At 29.4% G+C, this 26063-nt stretch carries 22 protein-coding genes; 6 read left to right on the top strand and 16 right to left on the bottom strand.

All coding sequences use genetic code 11. The features are described from left to right. Window positions 1-148 precede the first annotated feature (148 nt). Window positions 149-1795 (bottom strand): AraC family transcriptional regulator, encoded by a 1647-nt coding sequence (locus Q0075_RS08025; protein ID WP_297869063.1) that lies wholly within the window; start codon window positions 1793-1795, stop codon window positions 149-151. A 334-nt stretch (window positions 1796-2129) separates the two neighbouring features. Here Q0075_RS08025 and Q0075_RS08020 point away from each other — a divergent pair, with 334 nt between their 5' ends. Further along, window positions 2130-2861 carry a hypothetical protein gene (locus Q0075_RS08020; protein ID WP_297869062.1) on the top strand — a complete coding sequence of 244 codons (732 nt, stop codon included), beginning with the start codon at window positions 2130-2132 and terminating at the stop codon, window positions 2859-2861. A gap of 76 nt (window positions 2862-2937) precedes the next feature. Here Q0075_RS08020 and Q0075_RS08015 read toward each other — a convergent pair whose 3' ends face one another. From Q0075_RS08015 to Q0075_RS07960, 12 genes are all read right to left on the bottom strand, one after another. Further along, window positions 2938-3771: an RteC domain-containing protein gene (locus tag Q0075_RS08015; RefSeq protein ID WP_297869061.1), complete on the bottom strand. Its 834-nt coding sequence runs from the start codon at window positions 3769-3771 to the stop codon at window positions 2938-2940. A 216-nt stretch (window positions 3772-3987) separates the two neighbouring features. Beyond that, window positions 3988-5289 carry a biosynthetic peptidoglycan transglycosylase gene (locus Q0075_RS08010; RefSeq protein WP_297869060.1) on the bottom strand — a complete coding sequence of 434 codons (1302 nt, stop codon included), beginning with the start codon at window positions 5287-5289 and terminating at the stop codon, window positions 3988-3990. 27 nt (window positions 5290-5316) lie between these two features. Beyond that, window positions 5317-6174 (bottom strand): phospholipase D family protein, encoded by an 858-nt coding sequence (locus Q0075_RS08005; RefSeq protein WP_297869059.1) that lies wholly within the window; start codon window positions 6172-6174, stop codon window positions 5317-5319. 90 nt (window positions 6175-6264) lie between these two features. Continuing rightward, window positions 6265-6471, bottom strand: coding sequence for a hypothetical protein (locus tag Q0075_RS08000; RefSeq protein ID WP_297869058.1), 207 nt, complete (start codon window positions 6469-6471; stop codon window positions 6265-6267). 127 nt (window positions 6472-6598) lie between these two features. Then, the gene (locus Q0075_RS07995) at window positions 6599-7054 is read right to left on the bottom strand and encodes a hypothetical protein (RefSeq protein ID WP_297869057.1); all 456 of its coding nucleotides are present in this window, start codon (window positions 7052-7054) and stop codon (window positions 6599-6601) included. 300 nt (window positions 7055-7354) lie between these two features. Then, window positions 7355-7831, bottom strand: coding sequence for a hypothetical protein (locus tag Q0075_RS07990; protein WP_297869056.1), 477 nt, complete (start codon window positions 7829-7831; stop codon window positions 7355-7357). A 2-nt stretch (window positions 7832-7833) separates the two neighbouring features. Beyond that, on the bottom strand, window positions 7834-8142 hold the full coding sequence (locus Q0075_RS07985; protein WP_297869055.1) for a hypothetical protein: 309 nt from the start codon (window positions 8140-8142) through the stop codon (window positions 7834-7836). A 26-nt stretch (window positions 8143-8168) separates the two neighbouring features. Continuing rightward, on the bottom strand, window positions 8169-9152 hold the full coding sequence (locus tag Q0075_RS07980; RefSeq protein WP_297869054.1) for a hypothetical protein: 984 nt from the start codon (window positions 9150-9152) through the stop codon (window positions 8169-8171). A 39-nt stretch (window positions 9153-9191) separates the two neighbouring features. Then, on the bottom strand, window positions 9192-10289 hold the full coding sequence (locus Q0075_RS07975) for a hypothetical protein (RefSeq protein ID WP_297869053.1): 1098 nt from the start codon (window positions 10287-10289) through the stop codon (window positions 9192-9194). 780 nt (window positions 10290-11069) lie between these two features. After that, on the bottom strand, window positions 11070-11657 hold the full coding sequence (locus Q0075_RS07970) for a hypothetical protein (protein WP_297869052.1): 588 nt from the start codon (window positions 11655-11657) through the stop codon (window positions 11070-11072). A gap of 239 nt (window positions 11658-11896) precedes the next feature. Beyond that, window positions 11897-12622 (bottom strand): hypothetical protein, encoded by a 726-nt coding sequence (locus Q0075_RS07965; protein WP_297869051.1) that lies wholly within the window; start codon window positions 12620-12622, stop codon window positions 11897-11899. A gap of 657 nt (window positions 12623-13279) precedes the next feature. Next, window positions 13280-13549 (bottom strand): hypothetical protein, encoded by a 270-nt coding sequence (locus tag Q0075_RS07960; protein WP_297869050.1) that lies wholly within the window; start codon window positions 13547-13549, stop codon window positions 13280-13282. A gap of 505 nt (window positions 13550-14054) precedes the next feature. Here Q0075_RS07960 and Q0075_RS07955 point away from each other — a divergent pair. After that, complete coding sequence (locus Q0075_RS07955) at window positions 14055-15218, top strand: ATP-binding protein (RefSeq protein WP_297869049.1); 1164 nt, start codon at window positions 14055-14057, stop codon at window positions 15216-15218. 3 nt (window positions 15219-15221) lie between these two features. Then, window positions 15222-15944, top strand: a complete 723-nt coding sequence (locus Q0075_RS07950) for an RloB family protein (protein WP_297869048.1) — start codon at window positions 15222-15224, stop codon at window positions 15942-15944. Between the two features lie 196 nt (window positions 15945-16140). Here Q0075_RS07950 and Q0075_RS07945 read toward each other — a convergent pair whose 3' ends face one another. Beyond that, window positions 16141-16380, bottom strand: coding sequence for a transcriptional regulator (locus Q0075_RS07945; protein WP_297869047.1), 240 nt, complete (start codon window positions 16378-16380; stop codon window positions 16141-16143). A gap of 616 nt (window positions 16381-16996) precedes the next feature. On the opposite strand from Q0075_RS07945, the gene Q0075_RS07940 reads away from it, so the two are divergent. The 3 genes from Q0075_RS07940 to Q0075_RS07930 all read left to right on the top strand — a co-directional run bounded on the left by Q0075_RS07940 (window position 16997) and on the right by Q0075_RS07930 (window position 24092). Continuing rightward, entirely contained in the window at window positions 16997-20008 is a 3012-nt protein-coding gene (locus Q0075_RS07940; protein WP_297869046.1) for a SusC/RagA family TonB-linked outer membrane protein, read from the top strand. 18 nt (window positions 20009-20026) lie between these two features. Next, the gene (locus Q0075_RS07935; RefSeq protein ID WP_297869045.1) at window positions 20027-21418 is read left to right on the top strand and encodes a RagB/SusD family nutrient uptake outer membrane protein; all 1392 of its coding nucleotides are present in this window, start codon (window positions 20027-20029) and stop codon (window positions 21416-21418) included. Between the two features lie 85 nt (window positions 21419-21503). Continuing rightward, window positions 21504-24092, top strand: a complete 2589-nt coding sequence (locus tag Q0075_RS07930) for a prolyl oligopeptidase family serine peptidase (protein WP_297869044.1) — start codon at window positions 21504-21506, stop codon at window positions 24090-24092. A gap of 65 nt (window positions 24093-24157) precedes the next feature. Here Q0075_RS07930 and Q0075_RS07925 read toward each other — a convergent pair whose 3' ends face one another. Continuing rightward, window positions 24158-24430, bottom strand: a complete 273-nt coding sequence (locus tag Q0075_RS07925; protein WP_231843888.1) for a DUF6520 family protein — start codon at window positions 24428-24430, stop codon at window positions 24158-24160. 79 nt (window positions 24431-24509) lie between these two features. After that, complete coding sequence (locus tag Q0075_RS07920) at window positions 24510-25997, bottom strand: DoxX family protein (RefSeq protein ID WP_297869043.1); 1488 nt, start codon at window positions 25995-25997, stop codon at window positions 24510-24512. Window positions 25998-26063: the final 66 nt, after the last annotated feature.

Here is a 26063-nt window from a genome sequence, read left to right as displayed (position 1 = left end):
GAATTCGTTTAAGTCTTCGATGGTAATGATTTGTACTGCCATAACGTATGTTTTAGATTGTTATGGTGCAAAAATGTAGTTTATGATTCTGTTTGTATCACAACTGTTTCACAAGTTGTGATGAAAAATAGAAAAAATATCAAAAAAGTTATTGCAATTCGTTTAGTTTTTCGATAAAATATGTAGGTGAGATGTCGGTTCTGTTTTTGAAAGCTCTTGTAAAATTTTGTGTTGAGCCGAAGCCTACTTCATCTGCAAGGGCTTTGTTTGTATAATTTCTATACTTATTTTCCGTTTTTAGTAAATCAATAATCTGTTCAATTTTTAAATCATTGATATAATCGATTGTCTTTTTACCTCTGTGTTTTAAGATTATTTTTGAGGCATACTTTGTGTTTGTTTTTAAATAGGAAGCTATTCTACTTAGTGTCATATCCTTTTCCAAGTATTTTTTTGTTTTTTCAAATTTCTCGAGATTTTTTAAAACCATTTCCACAATTTCAGGATTAATTTCTAAATCAACATCTAATGATTTTGAACTATTACTATTGCTATTATTGCTAGAAGTCATTAATTCATCGAATTTTAGTTTGTAATATTTACTTTTTCTTCGATGCTTACTTATTATAACAACGGTACTAATTAATAAAAAAAATGAAGTTGCATATGCTACTTTATTTTTCCATTTCATTGCGTTTTCTATTTCGTTTTTGGCATTAATTAACTTTTTAGCGTCATATTCTTTAAAAATCTTTTGTGAAAGGTTTTTATAATTGTGGTTTAAAAGTTCGTCTACTTCAAGCAGTCTGTTGATATAAAGCAATTGTAATTTAGTATCTTCTTTTTGTTTGTAATATTTGATAAGTAACTCGTAGTTTTCTCTTATATCAGGACGTATATAGTTTTTTTCTAAGAAAGTTTTATCTACTTTTAGTAAGTAGGGTAGTGCATCTTTGTACTTCTTTTGTTGCCAATAACTTTTTGCAATGTAAAATTCGGCAACTGTTTTATTATCAAAGTCGTTTTCTCTATTTAATTTAGGAATTACTTTTTTTAACCCTTCTATACACAAATTGTATTTTTTTTGATGATACAAGTTAATAGCTTGAGTATGTTCAAAATATTTTAACATTTCTTTTATATTCCATTCTTGACTAAGATTTTTTCCTAAATCGATGTAATATTTTGATTTATTAAAATTATTAATTTTTTGATAGCACAATCCTAAAGCATGTAGTGTATTTAGATACGCTCTATCATTTTCTTCAATAAAGAAAACAGCTACTTCGTTAAAAATTTTAATAGCTTCGTCATAAAATCCTAAGTAATACTTAGTTTGTGCTATTGCGTATTTCGTTTTATTAGAAGTATATAAATCTTTTGTTTTTTCTAAATAATCCTCTGCTTTTAAATAATAGTTTAAGGCTTTAACCAATTCTTTATTTTCATAGAAAACTATGCCTTTATTTAAAAAAGCACTTCCGATAATATTGTTTTCATTGGTTTTTAGAGCAACTGTTATTATAGAATCCGAATAATTTTTCTTTTTACTATTAGGCTCATTTATCATTAATTGCCTGTAAGCATTAATTTGCTCTATTAAATTACCTTCTTTTTTTGCTTTTAAAAGCCATGCTTTTTTGAAGTTGATATTTATCTTGTTTTCTCCGACTTTTTCTTTTAAATATTCATAATCACTTTTACACAAATTGTTAATTATACTGTCTGAAAGAGGATTTGCTTGTAAAAAGACACAATTAGTTATTACACAAAAAAAAGCTATTATTTTTTTCATTTTACATTGTTAGTGTTGTTTAATCTTAATTAGTATAGATTAGTAAGATTTGTAGGCTTTTACTAGCAAATTTAATTCAAAAAAATTAACAATAAATAAAACAATCGATTAAAGTGCATAATAAAAATAACTTTTTTGAATTGTTTAATTCGGGAATTTAAGTTGTTTAATTCGTGAATTGCACTTATCATGGTTTGCGGAGGCTGAAATTGTAGGATAGTTTTGTCTCGAATTCAATAGGATTTATAAGCTATACATCCAACCTAGTTCAGCTTACCCGGGCAAGATGAACTGATGAAAACAAGTAATCAGTATTATCAAAAAATTAAACATCATGAAATTATTTTATTTATGCATTCTATCTATTTTCTTATTATTTTCTTGCAGTGAAACTTCTGAAGTTGATATGTTAAATTCAACTCAATCTAATTTATTGAATACTAATAAAATTTCCAGTAACGACCCAGCTATGCCTTTTAACCCAGCTAATTCTTATGATTATGTAGGTCAATTACATTATGAGCTTTATTTAGAATTTTATGCACAGAAAAACGATTCTTTAACACTTTCAAATGTTATTACAAAAGTGGAAACACTAGCCAATCAAAATGGTAGTTTCAAAAGTCATTTTACTGCTCCTTATTCTTTTCAAGGAGTAACTGCAGTCTCAAATCTATTGGCTTGTGAGACTTTATGTATTGACACTTTCTTAGCAAACTCTTCTCTTTCGAATATTGCCAAAAATAAGATGAAAACCTTTCTTATTGATTTTAATTTTCATTTTGACAAGAACATTGAGAGTGGTCCAGTTTTAGACTATATTTTTCTTTTTGAGGATCAAATAATAAATTCTAACGATTTATTAGCATCAGACAAAGCTATCATTTTAAGTACTACTTCAATTGCTCGATTTAGTGCTTATGAGAGTAAACGTAGACCTAAGAGGAACTCAGATCCTGATTGGGACTCTTTAATAACTAATTTATTAGGTAATATTGTTGGTTCTTCAAATGGAATTGAAAATGGATTAACATCTTCATTAGTATGTGGAATTTTGACTAATTAACAATTAAATAAGCAGTCTAAAGAGGTATATCTTTAATTAGAGTATTTTTTTAGACTGCTTTTGTCTACAGTTTATATTATTCATCTAATTGATTTATTTTATTATTTAGATTGACTTGAAGAGAATTTATGAAGTTTGTTTTATCAATTGTTTTTCGATTTCTTATTTCAAGGAAGATTCGATTATGTTGTTTTATTTCGGTGTTGAAAAAATTTTCAACTGCTTTTATACATTCATTTAAACTTATATTTCCATTGTTGATGATTTTTTCGTTATGTAATGCATATACGAGTTCAACTAATGCCACTTTTGTTCCAGTCCATTTCAAAATGTTTTTATCATTTTTTTTGGTAATATTAGCTGTTTGGTTATTTAGTTTGTTTTCAAGAAAAATAATGATTTTTTCGTTTGCTATAAGTTTAGCGATCAAGTAATCGTGTGTGGTAGAAAAGACTGGATCTGATTGGAAGTAATAACTTTCCAATGTGAGTTTTATATCGTATTTTTTTCTTAAGAAATATTTTTTATCAAGGCAGGTGTTTTTTGTTCTGTAATATTTGTAGAACTCTTTATTTTTTGTAAAAAAGTTTTTAAGTTTTTTTATTTCTTTAGAATAGTATTTTCTTATTCTTTTTTCATCACCTATGGGTTTATTTATTTCAATATTGTAAATCTCATTATAGTAAATTAATTTACTTGTAAATTGTGGTTTGATTTCTTTAAAGAAATAGATTTCATCTTGTTTATTATTTAGGTTATAATTTTTAAAAAATGCTTTTAATTTTTCTAATGAAATGACAACATACTCAATAGCCACTTCAAATTTTTTTATTGGATCATCTTCAATAGTTTGGTTTTCTTCTAATTGATTTTCTAATTCAATTAATAGTCTATTTGTGAAGTTTTTCATTTCAGTTTTAGATTTGGTTGTTTGACAAATCTAAAAGAGTAAAAGTGTTAAAAAAAATAGTGTTTATTGCAATTCCCGAATTGAATACTAATATTCCCGAATTGAGTATTTTATTATTTATGTTAAATAGAATGTTTTTACTCAACAAATATTATAATTTAAAATAAAATCTCCTACATCAAACTTAATAATTATACCTTGTATCGCGGTGGAAAGCTATTTAATTTTTTTTTGTTCTTTTAAGGTTTGATAAATGCGATTGATTTTAGATAGGTCTAATTCAACGGTTGACTTGTTAATTAAATAGTTAATTCTTTCTTGTTTATGAGTACCTGTAACATTTGAAAGTCTTTCAACTAAAACAAAGCTTTCTTCAGGAGTTAATATTTTTTTATTTATGTTTCCATAAAAATGTTTAATTGCTTTTGATAACCCCATTACCGCATAATCATAGCGAACAGAAACTATATATAAGTTTAAAATCTCTTGTTTTGTAAATTTTCTATTTAACCAAATTGCAATCCAAATTTCAAATATTTTTCTTATGTATTTGTTTTGATTTGAAGGTATAAATAATGTCCTGGCTAATTGCATAGTTATTGTTGAACCACCACTTTCAATGAGGTGAAATACTTTTTTTAAATATTTAATTTGACTAATTGCACCTCTAAGAAGTGCTTTAATAGAAACTCCTTTATTGGTGTAAAAACATTTATCTTCAATGTCTATAAGTATAGATTTTAAGTTTTCGAAGTTTACATTTAAACGAGACATTTCAAAAACTTCGAGTTTTGCTCTATAAATTGTGTATTCAAAATTTTCGACTAGTTTAAAACGCATAAGACTAGCAATAAATCTTCCAATGTTAAGAAAGCTTGTTTCGTGTGTATCATTTAAGTTTCGTCTAAAAACTAGTAAATAAGTTATTGTGATAATTACATTGCCTGTTAGCCAAGATATTGTAAATAGGGGCGTATCATTTATTGAAATTGAATGTACATTTCTATCCTTAGTAGTTAACCACCAAATAGCATTTACTCCAATGGTTAGAACCCAAAAGGGCATGCTTTGAAACATTAGCCATCCGTTGAAATATTTTATTGTAAAAGGATTTGTAGCGCCTTCAACACGCCAATTAGGAAGCGTTAAATGTATATGACCGTAATCTAAACCCAGCATTGTTCTAAGTGTAACTAATTTTCTTCCGTTGATTGTTATTTGTTTTTGTAAGTCTACAAAATAACGCAACAACAATGCACCAAATAAAAAAATAATAGTTGAAAAGAATAATGCATTTTCTTTTATTATATTAAATGTTTGATTAGTTTCTTTTTCTTGACTAAAGAATAATGGGATTAAAACAGTTATAACAGCTAAAAGTATATTGGTTACTTGTCCATAAACTTTTGTTTGACTGTTTGCTATTTTTTGAGCTTCTTCAAATTCCAATAAGACAACATCCCGATTTTCAGGTTTGAAAGTGTAGCTCGGATAATATTGTTCAGCTTTGGTATCCATGATTTTGATTATAATACTATTAACTATTTAGAGTATTGGTTTTTTCATTGATGTTTTTCCGTTTGAACGTTTACCTGTTTTATGACAAAAATTTTCTGGATAGTTTTCGTTTCTAAAGGATGCCCAACTTCTGTATGATTTATTTGAATATGGCTTGTTTGGATTATATGCAATTTTATCACCAGTTCTTATGCAATATCCAATTGTTTGTATTTCAATCACTTCTCTATATGGTCTTAATTTAGTCATTGATCCTAAATCTAATTCAGAATCAAAATCATTCAAAGTTTTTATTTGATATTGTTTGATACTATCAAATGAAGAAAAAAAGATTGACGTAATGTCATGTAAAATGTCCGATTTCACATAATTTTTTCCTAAAATAGGGCTGAGTATTTTCTTTTCGTATACAGGTCGTTTAATAAAAATTGCTTCACTTTTTTCTGCAAGATTATAGCATGTTTGCCATGCGTCATTATCGGCATTCTTTCTATATTTACTTAAAAGATTAAGTTCAGAGTAAACACCAAATTCTATATTATTTTTAAAAGAATAATCGTATAAGTTTATAGATGTAATTACTCCTTTTTTCTCATTTCCGTAATATTTAGCATGTAAATTAGGAACATAAACAATACTTATATTGAGAAACTTTTTAAAATAGTTAAAATCTTCATTACTTAAACTTTTGTTTTTTTCGTTTTCATTTTTACCAAATACAATTAATATATGTAATTTTGGGTTGTTGATATGATTATTAAATAATCTTTTGAAATAGTCATCAAGTTTTATAAATGGAGACACAATTATAAGGTTTTTTTTTGCCTCCCATATTATTTCATAAACTGCATTTTCAAGGTTTTCACCAGTAATAAATTTGTTCATTTTTTTATAATTTTCAGATAAAAATAAACGATTGTAAATCTTAAAATTTAAAGTGAATTTTAATTTGATTCTTTGTTCTGATCATTTGTTTTAATATTTAAACAAATCTGGAATTAATGCGTTTAATTTTTCCATGAATTTTGAAGATTCTGCATTGTTTTCAAAATCTACAGAATAAGCTGTACCATCTTTAGTTTCAAAAGTAGTATAATCACCTTCATGTTTATTGATCAATTGGTTGACTATTATTTTTTTATTTTGATATGAGTCTGGAATTGTAAATGTATTTGTTGTCATGATTTAATTTATGAGTATTTAAAAATAATCGTAAACACTATTTTTGATTTAAGTTATAATTTGATAAAAATTAAATTATAACTTTATTTTAAAATGAGTTATTAGTTTATGTTTATTAGTATTGTTTTTATTTTGAAGCCTCTTTTGAGCCAAAATTCATTAAACCCCAAATTATGGTTTGTAACATTGTATCATTATTTTTGAAGTTTGCTGATACGAAATCCATAGTTTGTTGCCAGATTTCTTTTGGGGCGTCAGGACCAGGAATGCAAACATATATTACAGCTCCATTTGCAATATCGGTTCTTCTGTATATCATCATTATTGCAACAGGTTTTGATTGTCCTTCTTTTAAAAGAGCCTTAAATTCAGTTGTTCTTTTTTCATAACCGCTAGTAACTGTAGAATTTCCCAAATCCTTAAATGAATACCCTTTTTTCATATCAAGCCCACTTTCTAATTGGACTTTATATCCTTTGGTTATGTAATTATATTCTTCTTGGGTTGTTTGCGCAAAAGAACTAGTGATTGATATTAGAATTGTAAAAACTAAAGTTGTAAAGAAATTTTTGTATGTTTTCATTTTTTTTTGGATTTATATTTCTGTTTATTTTTTAGATAATTTTGAGCTAGTTTGAAGTTATTAATAATAATTGAACTTTGAATGACTTAAATGATGTTAATTGTTTTTATCTTTGTTAGACTATTCTAATTTCACGCAATTAAAAACAACAACAGTTAATATTATTACGGTGTTTTGGGCAAAAATATTACGGTGTTTTATTTGTTTATTTATAAATAGAAATCAAGTTATTTTATAAATTTTGATTTAATTTTAAATATTTACTGTTTTTGAAACATTAGCTTTTGTTATTATTAGCTTTTAATGTTGTGTTGTTTCAACTTCTGACGTTTTCAATATTAATTCAAAGAAATTCTCTTTAATTTCCAAAAAAGAACTTATAAAAAAATAGAAGGCAGCAATAAGAAGAAAAATTTTTTCAGGTTGATCAAATTTCACGAAATAGGTGTCATTATAAAAATAATCTAGAATTAAACCTTTTAAAATAGAAACAGAGCAAATGAATGTTGATGGTTCTGTAATTGCTGAAATTATTTCAGAAAGAGTATTTCTATATTTTTTTGAATCCGACAGTTCGTTAAGGTTTAGTTCATTAAATCTCCATTTATGTAGAAGAGTAACTATGAAAATAATTGTTGATATTGAAAAAAATACAATGCTAGAATCTAGAATTAATTTAATAATTGATAATAATTCTGATTGATTATTTCTTACCACAAAAGATGTAAGAAAAATAAATGTAAAAACGATTAAATAAGTAATATTTATTTTTTTCATAATCACTTACTTTGATTAAAATGTTTAACATCAGTTTCTTCTTTTTTTTCTGATGAATTTCCAATGAGTCCACCAAGTGTGGCTCCAGTTATAAAGCCAACAGGTCCACCTAATAGACCCAAAGTTCCACCGACAAGACCAGCTACGATAGTATTAGAGCCCTCTTTTTCAGCAAAAACTTGATTTATATTATATCTTACACCATTTACAGTAAAATTTCTTCCTCTGACTTGTCTTATTAGTTCTGTTCTTGTTTTCGCTGAACTCCGGATATAGATTTTTTGATTTCCTCTTTTGATAAATAATTTCATTAATTATAGTTTTTCAATTGTTTCATTCATCTTAGCCGTTCAAGGTTTGTCATATACTTTTTGCAATATCTTTTAGTTTGTGTTTCTTTTAGTACTTTATTTAGAGCATAACCGCCACCTAAAATTACTCCTAGACCACCTAAAATCTCCTTAACATATTCAGGGGTAGTTGCTTGAGGATTTTGAATTAGAATGTATGCCGCTAAAGGAATTGAGGCAATGCCAATTCCTTGTGTTAGGATTTCACCACTATACTCTGAATATATGTTGTTATAACGGTCAATAAAATCCTGATGAGTGTAACCTTCTCCAATTCTGTTTTGAACATTGTCCAACTCTTGATTAAAAGAAGTTATTAAATGTCTATTTTTATTTCTAAATTCTATCAGACGTTCAAGCGGAATGTCTGCCAAATTTTTTGGAACAATAATATTAAATAAACCTTTTGCAAATTTTGTTCTTCTTTCAATTGATGGAGTAGTAGCTCTCGAATAATTTGTAAAATTGTCAAACCGATTGTTATCTGTAATAATTGCTGCGGTTTCTTTAAAGGCAATTTCTTTGGCCAAATAGGTCATGAATAAGAAAGCAAGTTCCTCAGGCAACATAATGCCGTCTCTGGTTCTTTGTCCAATATTATTGCTTTCACAATAATATAACCAATTGTCAGAGAATTTCTCACTAAATACATGAAAGTTCCAATTGCTTGGGTTATTCCAGTTTCTTAAAATATTTGTTTTTCTGAATAGAGAACTTCTATCATAGTTATTATTTAATATTTTGTTTACTTCTTCAATTGCCTGAAGTGATGCTCTGTATCCATCTTCATAATCAGGAGCATAAAGTGTGATAAGGTCAGTTTCATTTTCAATTCGTCTGAAATTTTCACTTATTAAATGTCGTCTATTGTAAGGAACAATTGGTTTAAAGTTGTCAAAGTATAATAATGAAAATTTTAACCAAATGTCAGATGGAGGTTCGAAAGTTGGATAATATATTAATGGTTCCATTTATTTTTTAATATTTTGCAAGTTATTGGTAGTTTTTATTTATTTTTTTGTTACATCATTTTTAAAGAAATCGTCAAATATGTGAAGTTTCAACTGAGTTGTAGAAGTCTTAGGTTCAAGGTATTTTTTCATATCGTTGAAAATGTTTTTAGTATCTTTAAGTTCTTCGTCAGTATATATCATAGAAAATATTGCATGCTTTTTAAAGTAATTTTTATGCTTCGTCATTTCTTTCTCAAAATTACTTTTTGCCTTTTCATTTATTTCAGCTTGTGTCATTCCTTTAGTTCCATTCAATTGTCCGTGAGTTGACCAAGGAGATAATTCAAAGCCGATTTTATTTAAGTCGTTAGGTTCGATTATTGTATAATCTAATCGATATTTATGAATTACATCAATACCTTCGTATCTAAATTCAGGAATTAGTAATGGGATATTTTCAGGTCTTTCGTGATTAAGAACAAACTCTCTGTAATGTTCTGCAATTTCCATTTCATATTTTGAACCAGAGTTTCTTACAATAACATTAACGAAAAAGTTTAAGTAATCAGGTATGTCCTTAAAAGTCATTTTATCATTCTTGCTCGGAATTATAAATCCAGTTTCAAGAATATGTCCAATAGACCAGTATTGTTTTTTAAAATGCCTTATTTCGCTTTTGTCATTTTCCCATGAGCCATTAGCGAAACGAGGTGTTATTAATATTCCATAATTGGCGTTATTCTGTCCAATATAAATTTCAGCATCTTCAATTAAAGGGCGTTTTTTAGACAAGGCTTCATAATTTCTCAAATAAACACGTTTCAAGAAAATGAAAAGATAGTCCTTGAAAATTGTATATTTTTGAAGGAGCTTATATGTTTCATACAAATTTGAATTTTCAGCATAAGCACCTCTATCAATTAGGTTTTTCTTATATCCTTCAAGCCATAAACTTATAAAGTGTTCCGGCGAACTAATTACTTCATTTTTTATATCAATAAATTGGTCAAACTTTCCGCCAATTTTTCCGTGTAGAGAGTGGACACTATCAAATCCCGTTGCTTTCAAAACTTCGTCGTGAATTTCTTGGAGTTGGGCTGTCAGCTCATTTATAATTTTATTTCTTGCTGTTGTTTCTGGATTTCTTTTAGCCATAGTGTCAAATTAAATTACTTCCAACTAGTTACTATTATCAAATCTATTTAGATTCACTTTTCTTACAAATTATATTATGTGCTTGTAGATATTAATAATTAAACTCAAAGCTTTCATTGTTTAAATTTTTTGGCAATTAAATAAAATATTAAATGATATTGTTACGGTGTTTTGGGTAAAAATATTACGGTCTTTTTTGTTAAGTAATTGATAGTTATAAATGCCTAATGTCCATCCTTAATATCAAAATAGATATAAATCAACTGTAAAATAAGAATAACTAAACCAATGAACATGATTAAAGCATACGTTTTTGAACTATCCCATTTTTTCATATTTTTCAAAACTTTTATTATTTATTTAAAATCATTAAAACATTGATATTGTTAAAAAATTCAACTTTGTTTTAATAGTTTTCTTTCCAATTATCATGACCATAAAATATTCCTTAGTTTTGTATATTTTAACTCTCATATAAATGTCAGCAAACCATTAATAATTCAACTAATTATTTCTATTATCAATATAACATGTTCATTTAAAAACTAAGCTAAATTAGTTACCTCAATTCTTTATTGGTAAGTATTTTTGGAATTTTACTATGCAAAAACGAAATGATAAAATAATTAGTTGTTTTTATTTTTTTTATGCTAATTTATTTGATTTATATGGGTACGCGAAAGGATTTGCCCACCAGTAGAGGGTTTTATTTTTCGAAAAATAGTTTAAATTAAAGGAAGATGTGCAATAGTAACATGTGTAATCAGCAGTTGTCTTTTTTTAAATCAATCCTTGAGTGTTAAGTTCCGCAATAATTAATCGAACGTCTGCGGTATTTATATAATCAATTAAAGCATATTTTCTCCCGAAGCCATTTAGAGAAGTTCCCAAGAAAAGTCCTTTACCATTATAGTTACTTATCCAAAATCTGTCGTGAAAGTCATCTGTATGTTTTATGTTGATGGTTAATGTTTCTTTTTTACTAAATAGCAGACTTTTAATTGAGTTTGCTGCAACAGAATTATATCTTGGCGAAGTAATAAATGTTATTTCATCTATAATTGATAAATATTTATCTAAAATATCTACTACAAAATTTGGATAAGTTGCATCGTGATTATTTGGAAAAAAATATCTATCAATTATAATGAGTTTATTTGTTTTTATTGTTCTGTCGAGATATTTTTGAATGAGTAATTTGATATCACCAGGACGATGGCTGGTTGTTCCAAGAGCTTCAAGGTATTGAGAAGTATTAAAAGCTTCTGTTATTCCAACATCAAGTAGCCATTCTTTTTCTTTTTCGATGTTAATTTCATTGTTTTCTGGAAAATAATGAAAGAATTCAACATCTTTTATTTCCGACAATTTTTCGACAAGCTTTGTTTCGTCGTCTAAAGGTTTATTAATACTTTTAAGTACATTACTTTTTTCATTTTTGATTTAAAATTGAGTTATAATTTTGATTCTGCGTTACAATTACTATATTATATTATTAAATAAATAAAACTTTTAAAATTTTTTCAAAAAAAATGCCTATGCATCTTTTTGATTATATTGCTTTCATGAAAGGTGAAAGGAATCGCGCAAATTCAAATGAGTACATATTATTTTACTTGGCTTAAATAATCTAAAATTTGTTTAGCGTTTTTGGTCACAAACGAAACTTGATTTTCCGTTACTTTTTCACCGTGAATCGCATAATTACAAATTGAAAGTATTTCTCTTAGTATAACAAAAAAGTTGTTATCAATAATTTCAAATTTGGCTAAGTCTTGAATAATTCGAGTTAATGGCTGATGTCTAGGGTCAAAATTACCACTATCAAATCGTTGTACCCAAATCCGTCTTAATTGTTTTTCAATGTTAAAACGTACTTGGAACATTAATAAATTGCCTTGTGGAACATCAATACGTCTAGCTATTTTGATGTCTGGTGTGATACCGTGTTCTTTTAGTTTGGCACTTAAAATCCTTTCAATTTCGTATTGTAGCTCAGGTAATTTATTGTCAGGTGGTGGAGGTCCAAATGTCTGAACGGTTTGATGTACAGTTTGAGTTTGACTGCTGCGAATTTCGTTTTTTATGTCTCCTAGTTTAATCCTAATATCTTGTTTAAGGTCTTCAATTTCTTTTTTTAGCTTAATGCCAAAAAAATCAATTTCTGAAAAAATGGGTACGAGCATTAGCGCCACAAAAATTAAAAAAATAAAAATATCAAATAGAACAGATTGTCCTGAAATTATTTCGTCAAAACGGTTAAATAGAATTATTCCTGTCAATCCGATTAGTAAAATGCACCATAATATTTTAAACCAGTTTGGAAGTTTCATATTGTTTTTGAGTTTTTTTAGGGTTACTGCTAACTTGTCTATATAATCAAATATATACAGCTTTTAAAATTTATTAATAAAAAAAGTTGCCTAAACATTTAACTCTTAATATCAAAATAGATATAAATAAGCTGTAAAATAAGAATAACTAAACCAATGAACATGATTAAAGCTACGTTCTTGAACTATCCGTTTTTTCATATTTTTCAAAACTTTTATTTTTTATTTTAAATCATTAAAACATCGGTATTGTTAAAAAAAATCAACTTTGTTTTAATAGTTTTCTATCCGCGTATCATAACCTTAAAATATCCCTTACGTTCTTATATTTTAAATCTCATACAAATGTCTGTATACCAGTAATAACTAAACTAATTATTTCCCTTATCAATATAACATGTTCATTTAAAAACAAAGCTAAATTAGTTACCTCAATTCTTTTTTAGTATGTATTTTTGGAATTTTACTATGCAAAAGCGAAATGATAAACAATTCTTTGTTTTTACTTGTTTTATAGTAATAATATTTTCATTCTGCTTTATTCAATTGATTTACAACCAAAGGTTAACAAACTACGTGTAAATAATGCATTTAGAAAAAAACTTTGGTTAATTTAAGTCATGACAATGCCTACATGAATAGTAGGCATTGAGAAAATTAAAAGCCAACAAATTCTGTTGCTTTAACAGCTACAGCTTTTTCAAGTTTTGCACCATTATTGCTACAAATCAATTTTAATTCATTCATAGCTTGACTCGAAGATTTTTTTGGGTGCCACATTGTGGTGTTAGGTAATTTGTAAATCTTTGGGTCATTATCTAATTTAAAATTGTCATAATACCCTAGCGCTTCTAATGCTGTTTTTACTTGCGTGTGAAATTTGTCAATATCATATGATATTAATACGTTTCCAATTGTTGTTCCCATAATATATTTAATTTAAAATTTATCAAAAATAGAATCAAGAGTTTAATTTGCTTTACGGTTTTACCGTAATCATATAAATACTTTATTTATCTTATACCCATTACTAAGCACCCAAAAAAAAGTTGAAGAATCAATATTGAATATCATACTATTTCATTCATAAAAAGTAGGAGAGTAGTATTGAAAAATACAATTCAAAAATCAAATACTCCCGAATTAACAAGTTTTAATTCGGAATAGACAAGTTGATGAACTAAAAAAGATGACCAAGCACCTTTTTTAGTTTTTTTATTGTTATTTTTAGTCTATGGTACTCGAAAGGATTCGTATGCTAAATGTAATTTTTTTGCGAAAAAAACTCAATTTTAAAATAAATCAATGTATAATTTTCTTATATTTGCCTATTATTTGAGAAATATTCTCATTTGTAATTAAATTTAAAATTATGTTATTAGAATTTTCAGTTTGTAATTTTCTTTCATTTAAAGAAATGATAACTTTTAGTTTGGAGGCAGGAAGTATTACTGAACTTAAGGATAATGTTACGAAAGAAGGGAAATATAAAGTTCTTCGTTCGGCTGTAATTTATGGAGCCAATTCAAGCGGTAAAAGTAATTTCATCAAAGCTTTGGACTTTATGGTTACTACAATTAAAAATTCTTCTAAGATTAATTCTACTGATAAGTTAAATGTTAGTCCATTTTTACTTAATGTTGAAACAGAAAATCAGCCTTCTTTTTTTGAAATATTATTTGTTATAAATAATGGTTATGACTGTAAAAGATACAGATATGGTTTTGAAATTGATAATGACAAAGTTCATTCTGAATGGTTATATATTTTGAATGAAAAATCAAAGAAAGAGGATGTTTATTTCGTTAGAAATAATGATGGTATCGGCGTAGCTGATATTTTTGAAGAAGCTAAAGGATTGGAATCAAAGACAAGAGACAACGGATTATTTATATCTCTAGCTGACCAATTCAATAGTAAGACTGCTAATGCAGTGATGATAAAACTTTCAAGAACAAATATACTATCTGGAATTGAACATGAAACTAGCATAAATGCAACAAATGTTTTATATAGTGATGATAAACATAAATCAGGAATTGAGGATTTTATAGAGAAGTTAGATTTAGGTTTTAATAAGTTTCTAGTCGATGATGATACTTCAAAAACATTTAGAAATAGAGTAAAAACTTTGCACAGCAAATTTGATGCGAAGGGGAAAGTTGTTTCTAATGTTGAATTTAAAATGAATGAACAAGAATCTTCTGGAACGAATAAAATTTTTGATTTATCTGGTTATATAGTTTTTACCCTAAAATATGGATTAACATTAGTTGTTGATGAATTAGATGCCAAATTACATCCTATATTAACTCAATCAATTATTACTCTATTTAATAATCCAGAAACTAATACTAAAAATGCTCAATTAATTTTCACAACTCATGATACTAATTTGCTTGGAGCTAATCTATTTAGAAGAGATCAAATTTGGTTTACTGAGAAAAACAATTTTGAAGCTACAGACATGTATTCTTTATTAGAGTTTAAGGATGAGGATGGAAATACTATTAGAAAAGACAGAAGTTTTGAAAAAGACTATATAAGAGGTCGCTATGGTGCTATTCCATACATTTCTAACTTCCAAGAAATATAATATATGGCAAATATTATTAAAATTGACAATGCTGTTTTAAAGCGTCATAAGCGAGTAGAAAAAAAACGAAAAGAAAAAACTAAAGAAATCAGAGTTTATTTTTTAATTGTTTGTGAAGGAGAAAAAACAGAACCAAATTATTTCAAGTCATTTAAAACAAATGTAAAATCTTTTATTTATACTATTGATACATTGGGAGAAGGTTCTAATACAAGAGATTTGGTTAGGAGGACCATTAGAGCGAGAAATAATTCCAGTCAAGAATATGATAGTGTATGGGCTGTATTTGATAGAGATAGCTTTAACCCTAATAATTTTAATGGAGCAATTCAATTGGCAGAAAGCAATAACATTAAAGTTGGATGGTCAAATGAAGCGTTTGAATTGTGGTATTTATTACATTTTCAATATCGAAATACTTCTATGTCGAGAACTGAATATAAAAAAGCAATTGAAAATGCAATAAACGCTAAGATTGTTGCTGAGTCAAAAAGTAAGAATCCAAAAAAATTTGAATACAAAAAGAATAGTTTGGAAATGTATAATATTCTAGCTAAATATGGTAATCAATCACAAGCAATAAAATGGGCAGAACAATTGATGACTAATCATACATGTGAAAATTACGCGATTCATAATCCTTGTACTAGGATTCATATTTTAGTTAAAGAATTAAATGGAGAATCTGAAGAATTATTAGATCAAATTAGAGTTCGGAATACTTAATATTTGGTTACTTCTGATGCGGTTTTACATAACACTTTTCCAATAACTTCATACCATTTCATTTTTCATTATGATTAAGATTGAAGAATAAAATCGTGTTATTTATGGTTTGTAAATAAATTGTTGTTTATGCAATTTACAAATTCAACATTTTAAATTATAACTAAAAAGTAAAATATATGTTTGGAAAATATCCTTATAAATCAATAAGCTTAAAAAACTCTGAAAGTTTAATATTTCTGGCTTCGCAAATTTTATTTAGTGTTTTGACTGGTATTGTATAATCTGATTCATCAATCTTAAGAGCAGTATTTTTTATTTTTCGAACGATACTTTCTTCTAAATTATGATCTAGAGCAAAAGAGCGTTGAGACTTATAAGTTTCAACCCAATTTTTATATATGTAGGAACATATTATATAATTAATCTCTGTCATATTAACAAAGTAACATTAATAAGTAAAAAATAATGCGCACGAAAATGCGCATTATTAAAAAAAAATGTTATATTTGTTTAATCATTACAATTTGTAATGTATTTTTGCGATTCTTCAAATACAACATTGAAGCATTCGCTTAGAATCTCGTTTTCAAAAACTGGTAATTTTTAAAATGCACGAGATGATAAGTCAGATGCTCACGTCTATGGGCGTGGGCTCACTTATTCGTGCATCGGTATACCAGTACCTTGAAAGCGGATTTGTTGAGTTCCATGCCTTTTTTTATACCTAAAAGTCACTACTCAACATCATTCTTAGCACTGCTTTCATTACAAAGTTTCGCAAATAACTCATTTAACATTTTAGTTAGTTTGGAAGGGCACTGCCTGCGCTGTACTTTTTTAAGCAACGGCAGTATCACTTTTCAACTTAGAAACCTTAAAAAATAAATGCCTATGATGTAAAACAAAATAGTATGTCAAATGATTACATGAATTCAAACATGATAATCAATGCCATTCGTGGCTAACAAAAAAGTCCCCCAAACCGTCGGTAAACTAGCTAGAGGACTAAAGCAAATAAAACCAATGTTTCATTTAACCAACACAAAAGTATGAATAAAAATGCATTCTTTAGGTATTGGGCATCACAACTATTGCCCAAACTTATTCTCACATTAGCTGTCTTTTCAACAGCTATACTACAAGCACAAAATACGGTTATCAAAGGAACTGTTTCCGATAACGTGGGTACGCTTTCGGGTGTTACCGTTGTTATCAAAGGAACCACAACCGGAACGTTAACCGATATTGATGGTAACTTTCAAATTACTGCTCAACCCAGTGATGTCTTAGTGTTTTCCTATTTAGGATATCAAACACAAGAAGTACCAATTAACAACAGGACTATAATTAAAATTAATCTACAAGAAGACACAACAACACTTAAAGAAGTGATTGTAAATGCAGGTTATTATAATGTAAAAGACAAGGAGCGTACAGGTAGTATTGCAACTGTAAAAGCTGCAGCTATTGAACAACAACCCGTAACCAATGTTTTGGCTACATTGCAAGGACGAATGGCTGGGGTAAATATTACGCAGGCTACGGGTGTTCCAGGAGGTGGATTTAGTATACAAATTCGTGGACTGAATAGTATTCGAACCGAAGGCAATCAGCCGTTGTATTTGGTTGATGGTATGCCATTTTCAACGGAGAGTTTGGGAAATGCTGCTATATCAGGTTCTATTATGGGAGGAGTTTTAAATCCTTTGAATGCTATTAATCCTTCCGATATTGAAAGCGTTGAAGTATTAAAAGATGCTGATGCTACTGCTATTTATGGTTCTAGAGGAGCTAATGGAGTAGTGCTGATTACCACTAAGAAAGGAAAAAAAGGCAAGACACAATTTACTGTTGACACTTATACTGGGGCTGGTACAATCAGCCGAAGACTGGATTTATTGAATACTCCACAATATTTAGCTATGCGTGAAGAAGCCTTTGCTAATGATGGCATAAGTAGTTATCCGTTTTGGGCGTATGATATTAATGGTACTTGGGATCGTAACCGATACACTGATTGGCAAAAAGAACTGATAGGAGGAACTGCTCTTACGAGAAATATTTCGTTAGGTGTTTCAGGAGGAACAGGAAATACTCAGTTTATGGTAAGAGGGACACACTTTAATGAGACCACGGTATTTCCAGGTGATTTTAGTTATGGTAAAAGTGCCGTTCATTTCAATATTGCCCATCAGTCTGATAACCAAAAGTTTCAAATGAATATGTCGGGTAATTATGTTGCGGATAAAAACAACTTGTTTAGTACCGATTTGACTCGATTGGCAACAACTTTAGCCCCCAACGCACCTGCTTTATATGATGCTGATGGGAATTTGAATTGGGAAAACGGCACTTGGGATAATCCCTTGAGTTTGTTGAATGGAAAATATTTAACAACAACTAAGGGTTTAACCGTTGGAAGTAGTCTTTCTTATGCTATACTTCCCGATTTAGAATTGAAATCATCTTTTGGTTATAGTGATACCCGAGTAGCAGAGTCTAGTACAAGTCCGTCGACTATTTATAATCCCGCTTATGGATTAACTAGTGCTATTTCGTCTACTATGGTTAATCAATCCCAACAAAATTCTTGGAGTGTAGAACCTCAACTGCATTGGCAAAAAACTATTGGTAATGGAAAAGTCAGTATGCTGCTTGGGAGCACATTTCAAGAGCGTAGTGCGACTCAGTTAGCGGTTTATGGTGCAGGATTTTCTAGTAATGCTTTGTTAGACAATTTGTCGGCGGCATCATTTACTCAAATCATGAACGATTCCGAAATCAATTACCGTTATATGGCATTGTTTGGTCGTTTGAATTATAGCTTACAAGGCAAATATTTTTTGAATTTAACAGGGCGTAGAGATGGTTCAAGCCGTTTTGGACCTGGTAACCGTTTTGCTACATTTGGAGCTGTTGGTGCTGCTTGGTTGTTTAGTAAAACCGACTTTTTTGAAAAACAACTTCCGTTTATAAGTTTTGGAAAATTACGAGCTAGTTACGGTACTACGGGCAGTGATCAAATAGGGGATTATCAGTTTTTAAATACCTACACACCCAGTGGTATTGGTTATAATGGTGTAATAGGTTTGGTACCTGACCGTTTGTTTAATCCTGATTTTAGTTGGGAAGTAAATAAAAAATTTGAAGTAGCATTAGAAACTGGATTTTTAAATGACGCTATTTTTATAACTGCAGCTTATTTTAAAAATCGTTCTTCGAATCAGTTAGTTGGGATTCCTTTACCCGGTACAACAGGTTTTAATTCCATGCAAGCTAATTTAGATGCCACTGTCGAAAATAGAGGTTTAGAGTTGACTTTTCGAAGTGTAAATTTTTCAAAGAAAGATTTCAATTGGACTACTTCTGTCAATTTAACATTACCTAAAAATGAATTGATAGCTTTCCCCGATTTAGAGGGTTCGGTATATGCAAATCAATATGTTATTGGTCAGCCTCTAGGAATTTATAAGGTCTATGAATTTGCTGGGGTTAACCCAACTACTGGAATTTATGAATTTAGAGATTTTAATGGTGATGGATTATTGACTGATTTAGAAGATCGTCAAAAGATTGTAGATACCTCACCCGATTATTTTGGAGGATTGCAAAATAATTTGCGTTATAAAAACTGGGAATTGGATTTTCTATTTCAGTTTGTAAAACAGATTGGAGTTAATAGCAATGCAATTTCTGCTTTACCAGGGTCTTCAAGTAATATGCCTAACTCTGTATTGAATCATTGGCAACAAGTAGGCGATACAGGCCCCACACAACTATACACGGCTGGTTTTAATGGTGCGGCTGTAAATGCTTTTTATTCTTATTATACACGAAGTGATGCGGCTTATAGTGATGCTTCTTATGTACGTTTGAAAAATCTATCCTTTTCGTATACATTGCCAAATTCTATTTTGAAAAATTTTAAATGTAAACTTTACTTTCAAGGACAGAATTTATTGACTTTCACACGATTTAACGGAGCAGACCCTGAAAATCAATCTAGAGGTCAGTTACCTACATTACGTGTATTGACTTTAGGGATGCAATTGACTTTTTAATTTTAAAAAAAAACAATTATGAAAATAGTTATTCAAAATAAACTATCCTTTTGGATTTGTTTCCTTTTTATAGGATTTGCTTCGCAAAGTTGTGAAGAATTTGTAGCTGTAGATTTGCCTTCAAATCAATTGACGGGACCTATAGTTTTTGAAGATGAAGCTACTGCTGATGCAGCTTTGATTCACATTTACACCAAGTTGCGAAGTGAGCAGTTAGTTACGGGAACGTCTAATGGATTAAGTTGTTTACTAGGGAATTATGCTGATGAATTGGATTATTATGGAATAGGAGGTTTGCCCGCATTTGAGTTTTATCAGAATAATTTACTTCCATCTAATTCAACAGTAACGCTCACATGGAATGCTACTTATAATTTGATTTATGCAACTAATTCTATTATTGAAGGAGTTTCTAATTCAACAGGAATTAGTTTGAATTCTAAGGAGCGTTTATTAGGAGAGGCCTATTTTATTAGGGCTTATTTGCATTTTTATTTAGTTAATTTATATGGTGAGATACCTTACGTTTTAACAACTGATTATCAAGTAAATAGTGATATAGAAAAACTAGCTGTAATGGATGTTTATGCTGCATTGACTACTGATTTGCAACAGGCTGTGACTTTGTTACCAGAATCCTATTTTGTACCTGAGCGAATTAGACCTAACAGAAGTGTAGCTTACGCTTTGTTATCGCGAATAAAACTTTACAGTGAGAATTGGTCACAAGCAGTTTTGTATGCAGATGAGGTTTTAAATAATACTTCGCTTTACACAATTGAAACCGATTTGAATTCTGTTTTCTTAAAGAATAGTGCAGGGACTTTGTGGCAGTTATTGCCCCAATTTTCAGGTTCCAACACTTTAGAAGCCCAAACATTTATATTTAGTAGTGGTCCGCCACCTTCTTTTGCGTTGACTTCATCATTACTTGCATCGTTTGAAACAGGAGATTTGCGTCGTGCGAATTGGATTGGAACGGTTACCGATGGTGCAGATAGTTGGTATTATGCTAATAAATACAAAGAACAAGGCAATACAGGTTCTTCAGTTGAATACTCAATTTTATTTCGAATAGAGGAGCTTTATTTAATTCGTGCCGAAGCTAAAGCGCAATTGGGTGATTTAGTAGGAGCGCAGGATGATTTGAATGTGATACGAAATAGAGCAGGACTACCTAACACAACAGCTGTTACTCAAGCAACTTTATTGAATGCAATTTTGGAAGAGCGAAATAGAGAATTTTTTACCGAGTTAGGACATCGTTGGTTTGATTTGAAACGTACTGGATTTGCATCTAGTGTTTTGAGTGTTAAACCGGGTTGGGATGCAAAAGATTTACTTTGGCCTTTACCCGCTTCAGAACTACTATTGAATTCCAATTTATTACCACAAAATCCAGGTTATTAATGCAGTTACTACCTTAGATAATTAAGGGGGGCTGTTATGTAAAAGGTAAAAAGGGGTGGGTTAGGGGAATTTTAAAATAATAATTATGCGGTATTTTATATTATTATTTTTTATGTTGATAACGACCGTATTTTCGCAGCATAAAAAACAATTAACAGAAACGGATTATAGTTTGTGGAGTAAGTTTAATCAAACTTTAATGAGTTTAGATGGTCGTTGGGTAAGTTATGGGTTGGAGTATGAAAAAGCCGATACTCTTTTTTTAAAAAATACTACTTTCAAAAAATCGTTTTGTTTTCCAAAGGCAAATTGGCCTACTTTTTCATCAAAAAGTGATTGGTTTTCCTATTATAAAAAGGATAGTTTGTACTTGTTTGATTTAAAACAGGAACGAAAGCTATTTATAGATAAAATGATTGTTGATTATTTGTATTCGGGTGATGGTTCTTATTTGTTAGTTTTTAAAAAAGAAGAAGCGACTATTAATTTGCGGATATTAAACTTGAAAAACCAAAGTTCGGTTTTCATTCATGATATAGTTTCTTATAAAGTAAGTCCCGATGCCAAACGCATTGCTCTAGTTACTAAAGAAGGCTCATCACAAAGCGTTAAAGTTGTTGCATTGAAATCAACCCTTGCTGAGGTAATAGTTGTAAAGGATTCTTCTTACTTATATAGTTTTCTCACTTGGGATGTTTCAGGAACTCGCTTGGCTTTTTTTAAATTTGAACGAAATCTATCTAATGACTTGAAAAAACCTGTTGCGATTTGTTGGAGTACAGGATTCGATAAAAAGGTTAATAAATTTACTTTAGAAGCTTCGGAGACTTTGCTACCTAAAGGTTATGATTTGACCACTATAAATTTGTATTTACCTGAACAAAGTGATGCAGTATTGTTTACTTTACAGCAACCACTGGAAAATTTAGCAGCTGTATCCAATCAGGAGGTTCAAATATGGAAGTCGGGAGATTTGACAATTCCGCCAAAAAGTAATAATGATGCTTATTATCGTTCGTTGAAGTGGTACAAATGGGATATCAAGTCGAATAGGGTATATGAGATTGAAGATTCCATACATCCGAATTCGATATTAACTGGAGACACAAAACATGCTTTGGTATACCATCCTGATGAGTTGGCACCCATTTATAAATGTAGTAATGAGTTGGTGGCACTATATGTAAAAAATATAGCTACTGGAGAGAAAGATTTATTATCTGACCGTCAGACCACATTAGAAAATCAGGTTCTTATTTCACCTACGGGAAAATACATTACTTATTTTAAAGACAAGGCTTGGTGGATTTATGATATTTATAAAAAAACACATTTGTGTTTAACATGTAATTTATCTTACCCTGTTCATCAAATTACCTATGATCGTGCTGGGCAGTTTCCTCCAACATATAGGACATCGTGGACAATGGATGGTTCTAAAGTTATTATACATGACCAATATGATGTTTGGTTGATAGCGCCAAATGGTACTTCCAAAAAGCGTTTGACAAATGGTGCAGTTACAAAAACTATTTATCGCGTTTATGAGCCGTATTCACCTGCTTCACCTAATTACTATTCTTTTGGGTTTTTGTCAACAGTTCATGACCTTAAGCGTCCACTTTTATTACAAACTGTAGACGAAGAAACCTTTGCACAAGGTTTTGTCTTATTGTATCCGAACGGTGTTATTAAAACATTGTTTAAACGAGAGAGTAAATTTCATTTAGTATCAACAACAAAGGATTTTACATCTTTTTTGTTTTTAGAGCAAAATTTCAGTTTACCACCAAGGTTGTTTGTTGTGAATAGTGATGGAAGTGAACAATTAATACATCAATCGAATACACAACAAGAGACATTTGAATGGGGTAAATCAAGATTAGTAACCTATACCAATTCAAAAGAAAAACCATTGAAAGGAGCTTTGTTTTATCCTAAAAATTATGATGCCGAAAAAAAATATCCTTTGTTGGTAGTCATATATGAGAAAAAATCGAAAGAGGTTTTTGATTATTCATACCCGACGGTTTTAAGTGATTGGGGTTTTACTATTTCTAATTACGTAAGTTCGGGCTATTTTGTATTATTACCAGATATAGCTTATGGGTTAAATTCACCTGGTGATGATGCATTGGATTGTGTTAGTGCTGCTGTTAATTCTGTTGTACAACAATATCCTATAGCTTCTGATGCTATAGCATTGCTAGGTCATTCTTTTGGGGGATATGAAACGGCTTACATTATGGGAAAATCGAAACTTTTTAAAACAGCAATTATAGGTGCTCCTCTTATTGATTTGCTCGATCATTATTTGACAATTGATGGTCATGGAAAATCTAATATGTGGCGTTTTGAGCATGATCAAATGCGAATGCCTATACCTTTTTATAGTAATGAATTTGAAAGGAATTCGCCTTTAAAAAATGTGCAGCATATTTCTTCTCCCATTCTAACATGGACGGGTAGTGGTGATTTACAATTGGATTGGAAAAATGGAATGAAATTGCATAATGCATTATGGCGTTTGGATAAAAAGAGTACTTTACTACTATATCCGGATGAAGGTCATGTATTAGCGGATAAAAAGAATCAAGAAGATTTGTCAAATAAAGTCAAGGATTGGCTGGATTATTATTTGAAAGGTAAAAGTAAAGCGAGCTGGATGGAGTAGGTGTTTTACTTGATGTTAGTTAAGGTAAAGGTGTCGCAAAAGCGACACCTTTATTAAATTAATGATTAAGGTATTTTGTAAAGTACCTTAGAACAAGTAAGATCGTTTGGATTTACTTTTCCATACGCTTGTCTTTCTTGTCCTAAGTGGAACATTGTGCACACAGGTCCTATTTCAGTTCTACAAGAAACTGAAACATTACAAGGTGTTGGATAATTAATCCAACCTGTTTCAGGAGCTAAAACTTTGTTGTCTGCTTTTTGCGATGCAAAAGCTCCCACAATTGCCAAAGCAAAAACAGCTATTGGCAAACCGAATTTTAAAAACTTAGTTCTCATAATGTATAAAATTATAGTTGTGATCTACTCTGTTAACAGGTTTTCGATCTTCCCCTGAAACTGGCCAAGTATGTTTTTATTATTTTATTTTGAAGTATTTTGGTTTTAATTTTGTAACAATAAGATGCTTATTGGTTAAACCAATTAGGAGGTTATTATAAATTTTAAATGTTTTTATTTCTTCATTGTTGTAGTGGTAGAAGTAAAAACTGAATTCGTAAGTTCTTTTTTCAATATCATATACATCTATAATACTAGCTTGTTTGGCAATGATTTCGGATTCATACTTTCCAAGTCTGTCAGATTTGATAAATATGTATTTGCCAGATGTTGCAGCGTATATGTTAATTGTATTAGGTTGCTTAGCTAATTTTTTTTCTGTGTTTTTCTTTGTGTAGGCAAATTCAAGATTGGATTGACTTACAGTATCGATTGTTTTAATTGTTTTAGTTTTGTTTAAATGAGAATCTGTGATGATGAATTGATTTCTATAGTAATAAGTGTAAATAATTTTATTAAGTTGCTCATTGTAAAGTAGTAAACCATCTGTATCAAATATGCCGTCTATTCTTTTTTCTAATACATTATTTGTTTCAATTATTTTGTAATTTTTGGATTTACTTAATTGTCCTAATATATGTTCAGCCGATTTTGAATGACTTCCTCTTATTATGAAGTCGATAGGCGTAATAGGTTCTAAAAGAGAAAAATTGCTGGATTTGGTAGTTAATATTTTGGCATTCCAATTTGAAGTAACACCTTTATAAATTATTGGGACTGATCCATCTACCAGATAAAAGTTAGGTGATTTTATTTTTAATTGAATAGATGAGAACTGAAAATCTTTGTTGTCAGAAATAGTTATTTTTACCTCCTTGATACTTTTTAATGTGGTATCAATTTCTAGCAAATGTAAAGGCGCAGTACTATTTCCAAGAATTATTTTTCCTTTGTCAAATCCTGCAATATAGTAGGAATTGTATTTTAGAGGAATTCCTTTTAAATCGTCAACAGGATGATGAGGATATCTTCTTACGAAGCTATTGTTTCTATGCATTTCATTCTCTGATAAAAGATATAATCCCGTAACAGAAAAAGCACTTAAAAGGCTTACACTCATTAATTTAACGAATTGCTTTTTTATTGAAAATTTTAAATGCGTATCGAGAATAATTCCTATTCCACCAATAGCAACGAAAGAAAAATTAAAAATAAGATGTTCGTTCCAATCCATTTCCGAGAGTACACCGCCGCAGGAACATGGAATAAAATCACTATAATTTAAAATTATGATTATGTAGGTGGAAAACATCATCATTAATCCAAAGGCTAGAAATAGTCCAATATATCTAATTCTAGGAACTAATAGTAGAATCGAAATTACTATTTCAATTGTTGGGACTAGGATTCCAATCCATTTTGCATAGGCACTTAACAATGGTGATTGTCCCAATTGGACAATAAATGTTTCGAATTCTAGTATTTTACTAATTGCAGCATACACAAATAAAAAGACATACAAGTAGCTGATGATGATAACTAAGATATTTTTTAATTTGTTCTCCATAATACTTTTTTTGTTGTGTAAAGTTTTGAAAAACAAATAATTGTAAGTAGTTAAATCGGGATTTAG

Origin of the sequence: uncultured Flavobacterium sp. (assembly GCF_937967675.1) — a bacterium.
Taxonomy (GTDB): domain Bacteria; phylum Bacteroidota; class Bacteroidia; order Flavobacteriales; family Flavobacteriaceae; genus Flavobacterium.
The sequence above is the reverse complement of the archived record's forward strand: the minus strand, read 5'-3'. Positions and strand labels throughout refer to the sequence as shown.